Annotated in this window: 6 protein-coding genes; all 6 read left to right on the top strand. The window is 56.4% G+C overall.

The window, feature by feature from the left end; all coding sequences use genetic code 11:
* Nucleotides 1-2,020 precede the first annotated feature (2,020 nt).
* The 6 genes from AC0L3S_RS38135 (at nucleotide 2,021) to AC0L3S_RS38110 (ending at nucleotide 11,155) form a co-directional block, all read left to right on the top strand.
* The gene (locus AC0L3S_RS38135) at nucleotides 2,021-2,275 is read left to right on the top strand and encodes a hypothetical protein (protein ID WP_473285024.1); all 255 of its coding nucleotides are present in this window, start codon (nucleotides 2,021-2,023) and stop codon (nucleotides 2,273-2,275) included.
* 2,525 nt (nucleotides 2,276-4,800) lie between these two features.
* Nucleotides 4,801-5,103 (top strand): hypothetical protein, encoded by a 303-nt coding sequence (locus AC0L3S_RS38130; protein WP_473285022.1) that lies wholly within the window; start codon nucleotides 4,801-4,803, stop codon nucleotides 5,101-5,103.
* Between the two features lie 553 nt (nucleotides 5,104-5,656).
* Nucleotides 5,657-5,959 carry a hypothetical protein gene (locus AC0L3S_RS38125; RefSeq protein ID WP_473285020.1) on the top strand — a complete coding sequence of 101 codons (303 nt, stop codon included), beginning with the start codon at nucleotides 5,657-5,659 and terminating at the stop codon, nucleotides 5,957-5,959.
* Nucleotides 5,960-7,426: 1,467 nt separating this feature from the next.
* Entirely contained in the window at nucleotides 7,427-7,690 is a 264-nt protein-coding gene (locus AC0L3S_RS38120; RefSeq protein ID WP_473285018.1) for a hypothetical protein, read from the top strand.
* Between the two features lie 1,743 nt (nucleotides 7,691-9,433).
* A complete protein-coding gene (locus AC0L3S_RS38115; RefSeq protein WP_473285016.1) occupies nucleotides 9,434-10,591 on the top strand; it encodes an acyltransferase family protein in 1,158 nt (385 codons plus the stop codon).
* 216 nt (nucleotides 10,592-10,807) lie between these two features.
* Entirely contained in the window at nucleotides 10,808-11,155 is a 348-nt protein-coding gene (locus AC0L3S_RS38110; protein ID WP_473285013.1) for a hypothetical protein, read from the top strand.
* Nucleotides 11,156-11,517: the final 362 nt, after the last annotated feature.

The following is an 11,517-nucleotide window of genomic DNA, read 5'->3' as shown; positions in this document are numbered from 1 at the left end:
GCAGCCTCCATCCTTGGCACGGCGACGCGAATCTACTGCGAATCTATGATTGCGAACTTGTGACTCAGGACACTAGCAGAGAGCCGGCTCCATTGTATCGATGAGCCCAGACCTAAGTACCGCCCGTCATTACATTGGAACATTTATTGCTGTTGTATTCTCGATGTTTTGACATCCACGGTCCCACAGCAAGTGAGCCGACTTCACAAGTTTGTCGAGGTTGGACACGGCAAGCGCGCGGGCCGCGTAGCCTATACGTTCTCCTTGCTTTCCTTCCCGAACCGACAGCGGACCTCGACTGGAGCCAAGTCGCCGGTTCAGTCCTGCCGGCAAAGTGTTTAACGACGCGAGCTCGAAACGGGTGTTCGAAGCGGCGGTGGAATTGTGAGCCCGTCGTAACAAGTCGGACGCGATCTGACGGCGCCCTCATCGAACGAGGCCAGCAAGATGGCCCCACAGTCTTGGTGTTCCCGAATTAATCGTTTTCCGCAGCATCAAGCTTAACTAGTGAGTTTTGTTGCTGGAATGCGACTAAACATTAACGTCGTCGGTTGCCAGAACTAACGTCCTCCAAACAGCACCGCATATGATCAAGCTAGATCGTCCCGATAACATCCCGACCGGCGGGCCCGATTGGGCAACGTTCTGGCACCTTTGGTTTGTCGTGTTTCCGCGCAGATCCATCTCAGGCAAGCTCGTGCGGGGATTGGTGTGGCGGCGGTATACTGGTCGCTCCTGGGTTTACAAGCGGTTTGTGGGGTACGACGCAGATCCAAAGCCTCCTGTTCAGACTTGATCGCGACGACCTCGGTGGAAACGACCTTGGCTCTCCTCGATGACCCTTCCAAGGGAGCGACGCGCAGTCGAACGAGAGTGGCTTCAAGGCGGCGTTATGCTCTTGGTGGCAGGCCGTATAGTGGAGCCACCCTGCTCCTTGCGTGATCTGTCAGCTCAACATGCAAGCGTTCGGTTAAACGGTCTTCTGCTTCTGCCGATCGACTTCGCTGTCTCCTTTGACGAATTTCGTACCGTCGTGATTGTCGATTGATCTGGCGCGATGGCGATTTCGCCGGGCTTACTTTCCGACGCTAACGATATGCATGATCGATGAACCATGCCGAGAGAACGCACGTGAACCAACCACATCTTGCAGGCGAAAGCAGGTTGATTCGAGCAACTGACGCGGCTCGCATGTCGCCAACCGTGCCTTCAGCGGTGGTTGCCGCCGTCTAAAGCGTCGGTGATGTTTAGATTCTCGATGTGACGGAAAGTTAGATCCGATGTGTGCACTTAGCGAACGACGACGGGCTATGCGGAAACGGTTCGACCAAACCGTGTTGCTCTCAATTCCGACGACGCCGTCCGGCCGTGCGCACTTCGTAACTTGACCGCTCTTGGAGCAGGGCTTCGGTTGCCAGGAATTCTGGTTGTCCCGAAGCAGCTTGAGTTGTCCTTATGAATTCCAAACAAGATTCGCATGTCATTTGGTGTGGCGCGCAAGATGACTTGGCGGGCTCAAGGTTCGTATATTAGTCGATGCCCGACAGGGGCCGAACGGCAAACGTCATCTGGTCTGTCACGTGGCGCGGGTGGTCGGCTCTACATTTGCAGAGGCGAACGCGACACGTCTCGGGCTTCTGAGCAGCCGTGCGACGAGAATTGAAAGTCGCGTCAGCGATGCGCTAAGCTAGCTCATCCCCGGAAGAGCTGAATCAGCGATGCCGGCGGAGCGTTCTTGGTCGCCTGCAGCGGGCCGCCGTTCGTTCGTACAGCAGACACGAGATCGCAATGAACAGGACTTTGAGCTCGCCCGGATTGCAATAGCTGCAGGCAACCTCGACAAGCTTGGCCCACTATCGGTGAAGCGGCAAACCGCCACAACGCGGGAAAAATTGAAGGCACGGAAACCTGTTGCATCGTTGCGGCGCCTACAAACATCCTTATTTCTGTCCGCGCATCCTCGTTTTGCGGCCACAAATCCCACTCACGAATGCGTGACCGCATCGAGGGGAGAAAAAGTATGCGCGTACAGCGAGCAGGCACTACGCCTAGGGGCGAAGAGCATTTCACAAGCATTGATCAGCTCCAGCTCGATCTAGCGGGCTTCAATCGATGTATCGAGATTTTGGAAAAAGCTGATGCCGATCCTCATGACATCGAGTTGCTCACCACTCATGCATTGATGCTTGCGGAGCGAATTGACCAGGTGCGTTGGTCGCGGCCGGCGGAAGCCTTGGGCTGGCTGTTCGAGAGAGCGACGCTGCAGCGTCGATAAAGACTGAGACTCACAGCGGACCGGTCTTATTCTTATGACCCCTCTTGCCGGCGCAAGGGTCCCTCTGCGCAGAGGGCTGCCTGCGGCTCTGGATGCTTCTGAATGTGGATGCAACAGGCATGCGGCACATTAAGGCGGAGGACGACTGCGGCGATGGCGGTAGTGAGTCGAAACTCTTCAAGCGTGTCTTGTGTATGTGACCCATGCGGTTCATTGCGGGAAGCCAGGACGCCTAATCTGCACAAGCATCCCGGTCCGTGAGGACGAGTGATCCCACGAAGAAGCCGCGCGTTCCAGTAGGTTGGAGAGATAGGACCGGTGGTCGTCGCCGAGCGCGCTGAACGTTCGGACGCCGCTGTGTTGCCCGTTCGGCATTGCCTTTTTTGCCCGATCGAGCCGTCCTTACGACGAGCGTACAGAATAACCGTGTTGTCTCGCGTATATTCGTGGCCATGCGGGAAACGGGTTCTCGTGGATACAGCTTTGCCACTGTTGTTGTGCTTGCACCTTTGACAATCCTCATTCGCACCAGGCGAGGAGGTGTCTGTCCGATCTGGGCGTGCCTATGTGGGTCTTGCAGACACTTGAAGCCGTCGCTCTCGGTGTGAGCGGGGCAAGAAAAGCGCCGGCAGCTATGCCCATTTGGAGGCAGGTCGCGGAAATCCGATTCATCAGGCCCAAGACGTAGGCCCGTCTCTTGACTGCACTGTCAGTGCGACGGAATTCCGAAGCGATGAAGTTGATCGGCTGTCCGGCCATAACAGCCCTGCGGAGAGCACGTCCTCTTCGTCAGTCCAGTCGCGCGTAAAGGGGGCTCACCGCCAAAGATCCAAAGAAAAGCCAGAAGCATTTTGGTTTTTAAGCTGGGACGATCGTGAAAGGCCAGCCCGCTCGCATATTGATTAGTCTGCGACCTTATCGCTTGGGAATGAACGCGACTGCTGTGCCTTCGCCAATATTAGACCGTCCGCGGATTTCACCGCAACGCTATAGCTGTAGGTGTCTGGGTTGCAGGGCGCCCATGTTCTAATCGAACCTGCGGGGAGGATGCCATTTCGGGGGAGGGGAACCTCTTGTCCGCCCAGTTCCGTCCCTCTTTGTGCAAAATGGACCAGGATCCAGGTACCTCCCAATGGAACGTCCTTGAGGCGAAGTTCTGGACTTTCAAATGAGCCGTTGCATGCTGACGTGCCTCGGAATGAGAAGCTCACCGTCATTTGCTGGGGCGCGCCTTCGGGCGCAATCGGAATCTTCTGTGCAGGAGAAACGGAGGGCTTTGGCGTAGTTTGGGCCGCAGCAGAAGCGACGGACACCAGAAGCAGGATCAGAACTGAAAATATTGTCATCAGTGTGCATAGCACAACGCGAAAGCTGAGTCTGATTCCTTTATTACTTCCTTAAGGGGTCCACCACCTCTCCCAACCACGGGGACCCGCGAAGATGTCAGTATGATGCTGAATTCCGAGGTAGAGGCTCAGTTGCCTTACTGAGATTGCCGATGGCTCGACTCAAAGCTTGAAAATCCCCCTGTCGCATTGCTTGGACTTCTTTATCAATCAGATACTTTATGCGCTGTTCATCGTGGAAGATTGCGGCATCACGCAACATCTTTGAGCCAGGGCCGGTCGCGTGAGCGCCGGCGGCGAATATGAACACGAGCGTTACAACCGAGCAAATTCTCATCGGAGCTCGATTGTCCAAAAATATGGCAGCACGAGGACTGCTGCACAGCTTGCGACCCCCGCGCCGGGCAAATGCAGCAAACGGATGCGGGGCGGCAGCGCAACGGGCGAAGGCGACTGCAATTGCTTTAAGCGTGTTCCTAGAATCCTCATCGTTGATGAGAGGGGACTAGACGAGGAATGTTCCGGAAGCGCTTCGCGGAGCGGTAAACCGTGTCGTTCACCGAGGCATTCTCCGTCGGCTGCGGGGCACACTCCTCAAGCCGCCCACCGCTGACGGCCCTCCGGTCGGCTCTGCCTCCCTCCGTCCCGTCAGCGACGGAACAAACCTGCAACCGGCATCATGAGCCCAAGGTGGGGAAAGTTCTTCATGCCCCAAGGGGGCTTCCGGACAGCGTTTGACACACTAATCAATTTCCGCCTGCCCCGTTAATATTCCGTAAACCTTGTTGTGGCCGAATTGTCAGGCCGCAGGACTGGAGACCTTACGGCGCTTTGGGTCGAGAAGCCCGCTGGATGAGTCTGCTAGCGGGCTTCTTTTCTTTTGGTGGTCGAGAAACTCATAAGTCATAAGGCCCACCCCGGCGAAAGCGAAGCGAGATATAGTCTACGAAGTCGGCATGGGCTGCGGTAGCTTCCCCAAGAAGGCGAGGAGCGGATGAGCAATCCTGAAACTGTCATTCGAAATTGGACTCCCGGGGAGGATGAGAAACTGCAGACACTCGCCGCAGCCGGCTGCAGCGTCGATGAAATAGCGGCCAAACTCCAGCGCACCAAGGCGGCAGTTTATTCCAGGGCAAATCGTTTCCGTATTTCGTTTCGATATTCGAGAACCGCTCCGAGATGAACGCGAAGATTACGGATGCAAGTAGTTTCTCCGTCTCCATCTTCGTGCTCGAGGCTGATCGCAAGCCCGTCCTGGCTGTAGCAGCCAAAACACACGCTCAAGCGGTGCAATTTTGTACCGATGAGAGGGTTCGGACGGTTCTCCGAGAAGCCTCGTTGTCCGATGACTATTCTATTCTGAGAGTTCGGATGTCGCGGTCGGCCGAGCGGGCGCGCTACCACGAGCAACGGGACTTAGGATCCGCAATCGGCTGGCTGCATGCCGCCTATATGGTCGACCCGGCTGTAGCTGAGGACTAAGCGGCAGGCCCAGGAGGTCAGATGCCGAGAAATGGAAGAAAGACCTTGATGCGCCTCGCTAGCATCGGTCTCGGTTTGGCTCTTGCTTGCTGGGCGATTTGGGCTTCCGGTGAGGATGTGTTGCGCTGGGCGGGACTGCTGAAGCCCGCTGCGAATTGATGGGATTGCCGGGCTTAACCCCCACCCCAGTTGAACCATTAAATCTTCTGCTGCCGTTGCCGTTTCGCCGGGTATGACTCGAACGGGCCGCTCTCTCGACAGCGCCTGTGACGCCGCGTCACGTGCCAGCGGCCCCCTGGTCAAATTGGTGTCAGGCTTCCACAAGCACGGTGGTGTGCAAACTCCCAGAAAAAGGCGGCGCGCGAGACCTCTTGAAGGCTTCGTGGACGCAGCTTGATTCTCATCGGGTGAGTCCGACATGCGCTCCAGCCGCTAATGAGAGATTGCCGGCTGGCTCTCGAACGCGCGACTTACCTGCAAAATTAGCTCCAACTCCTTGCAACACTTAAAGGGGATCGGTACGCTTTCCTCCGGCGGGCTGGGGGGCACGCAGATGAAGCTGCGCGATTATCTGTACAGGCGGGCACCAGATCGACTGCAGCGGGCGCGCAGCGCGGGAGAGGTGCGCGGGGCGCTGGAAGCGAAGCTGTTCCGAGTAAGCCGATCCGGCAAAGCCCCCGACTACTATCAGGCTCTTGAATGGTTACAAGCGGTCGTCGACGAAGGTCGGAGCGAACTCGAGAACCAGCGTGCTTCCGAACGCGAATTGGAAGCTTGGGAAATGTCCTGCCGCATTGCGTTTATGATCCGCCTTGCCGACTGGCACGCGAGCATGCCTAGGCAGGGAAGATGGTGACGCCATCAGGTTGCTGGACGCGGTGAACAAGCGTCGCCGTGCCGCTGCTGCTTGCCAGAAGAGGCTTCCTAAGTCCCCTGTATGCGTGGCGCTGGCCGCTTAAAGGGGCTGCCCAAATTTTCCGGCGTTCGATCGTGGTAAGATTTTGCCTCGTCATGCTCAAGGTCAGGATCGGGTTGGCGCCAGGCAGCACATCTAGCGGTGCCGGATTTGCGTATGAGCGCTGGTGCGGCGGGCGCTCTAGCCCCGTTGGCCTCATTCCGCTTGGGGATAAGGCAGATTGCCCCCGGTCAAATTGGGCGAAAAGCGCTGTAATGCGTGGTGAGTCGAGGGTTGCAGTATGCTACTACTTCTTCTCGCGTCCATTGTGGTCGGCGCGCTGCTTTTCATAGCGTTTTGCCGCTAAAGCGTGCCATACACCTGTTGCCGCAAATCCTCAATCTGACGCCAAATTGCGGGCTTCAGACAGGATAGCTTTGACTGTGCAAGAGCAGCGCGTTCACCTCTCACACTCGGAGGTGGAGCATGCTCACCTGGCTTCTGGTCCCTTTCATTGCCGTGAGTGCGGCGGTCTTGATCGCGCACGCGGTCGATGCTGTACGCTCATGGCGACGACCAAGCTGAAGTCGGGCATTGAGCAGCCACCTAGCTCGTCAGCGTCCCCGCCAAGGCCGCAGCAGTCCGGCCAAGATCGGCGCGCATAGTAAAGGCGGACGGCGCTAACGCCGTCGAATGGCGGAGATGGATGCTGCTTGCGACTTCGCTAATATTTGGAGAAACGCCAATCATAGGCGAAGCGAGGACATTGCCCAATCGATCGCTGAAGCGCTGCGCTCAGAAAAAAATCCCGCGAACGTTGAGTAGCGCCTGCCGCCAAACGTCAGCAGGGCGTAAAGCGCAGGATGTTACACCGTGGCGCCGTCAACCCCTGGGCGGCGGCGCGTGCTGGAGTCCGCAGCACCGATCGGCCGTACATCTTAAACCCCGCCCTTTTCGGGGTAAGCCGCCCCTCGGCCCGCATAGGCTGGCGACGTGACGGCTCATTTCGGTGACGGTGCGTTATCGGCAAAGTTTTGACCGTAGGCCTATGTCGCAATTTCGCCCCGACTCGCTTTGAGGTTCCTCGGCTAGGAAAGGGGAGGATGCGATGAGACCGACGGTCTACGACCTCTACCAAATGAAAGATGAGCGGCTGCCGAGAGGTGTGCGAGAGGTTTGGTTGCACACATATCCCGGCGAGAAGCCCGCGACAGACTATTGGATATTTGTAGGTGTCGAACGGCACCCGAGTCGATTCACGATAGCTGAGATGGAAGAGCAGGGTTTCTCCTATCGGGAAATCCCAATCCGGCTGAACAACGCGCGCCTCCGGTACCGAAAGCACAAATGACTTCAGGCACAGCTGTTGCCAGTCATCGCTCAGGAAGCACTGATTTCGCTACGTCCGTGCCAAACTGGAGCAAAGACATGAACCCGGTATCTCGTTTTGAAACGCCTTGTGCTGACAAGACCACCCTCAGGGTGCAAGCCTTGCTTGCCGACCTTAAGGGAAGGGTTGGACTGCTTAACTCCGATATCGTCGAGGAAGAGGAACGGACCAAGGTCCATGATGTCTCCGCATCCGATTACTCGATTCTCGCCCGAAACCTACGGGGCCGGCGTGACAACCTCTTGGCCACGATCACAGTCCTGCAAGGGCAGCTGGCCGGGGCAGAGCGGCGGGCGGCCTAAGATCGGGCCGCAAACATAGCTTCTCCCCGTCTTCAGTCGAGGTCGGCTTTCATGAAGGAGACGAGAAGAGGGTTTGCGAACCCCCATACTGGTTATCTCTTCTATCGCATGGAGACAGCTCTGTCTTCGCGTCCGCTCACGACGTGATCTCGGTGGAAGGGGCCGGTTGGCTGAGATTCCTCGGCTCCCTTAGCCCGTCAAATGGGGGCGGGTGGTCATTCGCTGACGACGGAAAGGAATAAGGATCCAGGTGTGGTTAATCCCGTCCAATCATAGGATCGTCGAGCACGCGAACACGGCCACCGGCGCCAACAGAGTACTGCACGCCCCCTCGTCAGCCCGGTGGCGGCTCAGAGAGTGCGTTCAACTCACCAACAAAGCTATCGAGGATATTGCGTTTTGCATGAGCAAGGACGGTCGCGGCCGACTGAGCGATGTATCAACTTTCGGTTGAGCCTCATTTTCTATGGACCGGTCCACGCTAGCGGGACGTCCTCGGATCACTCACGCTGCCCGACAGAGCGACGGCTCGCCGCGCATCGACATCCTCTGTGATAACAAGAGCGCAGTCTTCGCACCTGAACAGTCGGCGCCCGGCATGGTCACCTAAGTACCTCATCGGCTGTAAGCAAAGCTCACACCCCCGAATGGCGTGCGCACCATCGCCGAAAATGAGTTTCATCCCGAATCCCCCTGCGCCCAGCGAATAAGAATCTGATTCGCGTCGAAGGGGAAGATGCGGGTCAAGCGAGTTGCGCTTTTGTACCCATTACGTTGTATTCGAACGCGACGCCCTCAGGATCGTTTTCCTCGAACCATGCTTCAGCAGCGTCGAGCGTTAAGAGACCTTGATGTGATGTGATCGACGTCGCCAACCAGTTTAGCGGTTTTCACGTAACGAAGACGGTGATGGTTCCTCTTCAGCTTGCGTCGGCCCAGTGCGGCTCGTCGCCTTGCTCAATTCGGAAACGTCGTGCTGGTTCAATGCCCGCATGATGCCACGCGAGCCACCACAGTAACGCCACCATACAACCGCCTCTCAGCGGTGGAATCGCGGTTTCCGGTACCGGCTTGTCCCGGTATGTCCAAAACGAAGCGAGGCTGAAATTGCTTGGCCTAGCCTTGGCCGCTTCAGCAGCGCGACCATTGCCAACCACATCGCGAAGCGGCTCAACGTAGTCCCGTGTCCACACGTTGCACGATATGCAATCCAGCCCAAGTCGGTAGGCCTTGTGGTCTTCCTCAACGCCCGTCGCCTCGCTGGCTGACGGCTCGACTGCACCGCAACAAACGTCAATTTGTTCGAAGCGTTAATAAACGCGCCATGAGACGGAGCGCTTTCCTTGTTAGAAGTCCCTGGGTTCGTTCCACAGTCGTGGCTCTCTTGTTCGAGGTCTTGAGCGCGGATAGCCAAGTCCACCAGCTTGGCCGGTGATCACATGTCTGGACGCTAAGCGGGCCACGCGGGCGTGAAACGGCCGCAAGGGGCAGGGTGATCATGGAATATTGGTTAAGCGCGGCACGTCCCGAGCAGAGACAAAATCTGTTCACTCTCTTTTGCTGCTCCTTTTGTAGGTTTCTTGTAAAACGTCTAGAACATTGAGCGTTTTTGGAACAGATGCGCGTTGGAGGCGATATGAATAGTCCGAAGAAGCTGCGCCGTCAGATTCGGAACAAGCGGGCGGCTGGATGTGACGGCTGCGGCCAAAACTATTGAACTTGCGACAAGCTGGGATGGGTTCAATGACTAGGCGGCTAAACTATTTGGATTCAATCCGAGGGCTTGCCGCTTGCCTGGTCTTGCTTCACCATTCTTGGATCTCCAGCACGGATCAGCTAGACGCGGGATTCAGCCACGCGCTTTCATCATCCGCAACTCTATTTCACTACATCATAGATAAGCTGCTTGCCGGTCGCGTAGCAGTAATCATTTTCTTCGTGTTGAGCGGCTTCGTTTTGACTATCTCTCTGCAAAAGCGCCCCCTTTCGTACGTCAGTTTTGCATGCAAACGTTTTTGCAGGATTTATCCGGCCTTTGCTGTGGCGATAACGCTAAGCTATGTGCTCCATTATTGGATCGGCGCTCCACACAATTTTCAGAACCCGTTTCTGGATGCGATGAGTGAAGTGGACTTATCACTTCACGGCTTGCTCAGGCATTTGTGTTTGCTGGGAACACAGGAAGATATGCGCCTGGACATTGTTATGTGGTCGTTGGTCCACGAGTTGCGAATTTCCTTTCTCTTCCCTTTAATCTTCGCGTCTGTGGTCCAATACCGCGCGATAGCCGTTGCAGCTTACGGCCTTTTTTCTCTCGGTTGCACCATGCTGTCCTATATGCTCACGGGGCAGATCTCCAACGGTATTGAGGGCAGTGTCCCCGCATCTCTGTTGGCTTCGGCGTTCTTCATTGTATTCTTCGCGGCCGGAGCCTGGTTGGCGGTCGAACGGGAAGCAGTCGTATCCGCTGTTTCGAAGTTATCTGGTGCTTCTAGATTTATCGTCATTGCTGCGGTCGTGGGATGTCTACTCAAGTCTGGCCGCGATCCACATGCCTTGACCGGGATCATCTCGGATTACGTCGTTGGGCTCGGCGCTGTTGGACTTGTAGCGCTTGCTCTCGGCGTGAATCGATTTCAATGCATGTTGAATCATCGCACGTCAGTCTGGTTTGGTGAGATTTCGTACAGTTTGTATCTTATCCACGTGCCCATTCTGTATGCTCTATCCCAGCTGTTCCGACTCGACTCAAATCTCCTGCTGTTAAATCTGGCGATAGTGGTAACCTCGCTTGCGGTTGCTTACGTCAGTTTTTGTTATGTCGAGTTGCCTTCGATCAGGCTTGGAAACTGGATCATTTCGAATGGCGAGACAGCTCGGCGGGCGCAACGTCCGATTTGACGCGGCTTAAACGTAAGTGATGCGCCGACGGCCCACTGCTGGAAGGAATTCTTGGTCCGTGTGGGTGGAAGTCCGGCTCAGGGCACTCGGAATGTCGAAGCAATTTAGCTCGAGGGCCGCAGCGTGGCTCGTCAGCTAAACTTTAATCTGAACAGCCGAGGCAGACGAGTTTCGTTAACTTCGCAAAGCTGTTTGTCGTGGGGCGCTCATCATCTGATGCTTGTATTCGGGACGGGCACCGATGTGATCCAGTGCCGTCGCGATTGGATTCATTTTTCTCCAATGGACGTGGACGCTTTTGTTCTTGTTGGTGGCAAGTCGACTGCGATCTTGGCCCTGCAGTCGTTCAGGCGTGATCATTTTTGCAATCCCCTGTTGCTGAGGCGGAACAAGGACCGAAGGGAAAAAACGGTATTAGGCAACCGCTTCGGTTCGCCGAGGCGTTTCTGTCGGTTGCTGGTGGGCCACGTTCATTTAAAAGGGTCGCTGTCGACCCCGGGTTCCATTTTGGTCAGGAACAAGTGGCAATTCATCGAGTTGCAAAAGGCATTGCGTTTGGATTGAGGGGCGGAGAATGTTGCGGAGCTTGGGGCCTGATAGTTGTCTGGTGTGTGATCTTCCGCTCGAGATAGTCAGCATCCAGTTCAGGGTTCGGGGTGTCCAGGCTCTAAGTGTATGCCCCAATTGCGGCGTTGCCTCTGCTGACGATATCCCACCCCTGCTTACACCTATGCTGAAGCGCTGGTGGGCGGCTCGATCGCGCCAAGCTAAGAGTTCCGATCTTCGCTTGGTATCCTCGTCGGAAAGCACGACAGCGCCTCTTTGAGAGTGAGCGTACGGGGGCTTCTAGGTATCCCTCCGGCGGCGGCCGCCTTGTTTAGTTTGGGAGGCGGCCCGAGGATTTGACCTTAAGTCTAGCTTTAAGG

The organism is Bradyrhizobium sp. Ken01 (genome assembly GCF_055807355.1).
Note: the sequence above shows the minus strand (reverse complement) of the source record. Positions and strands in the feature narration are given on the sequence as shown.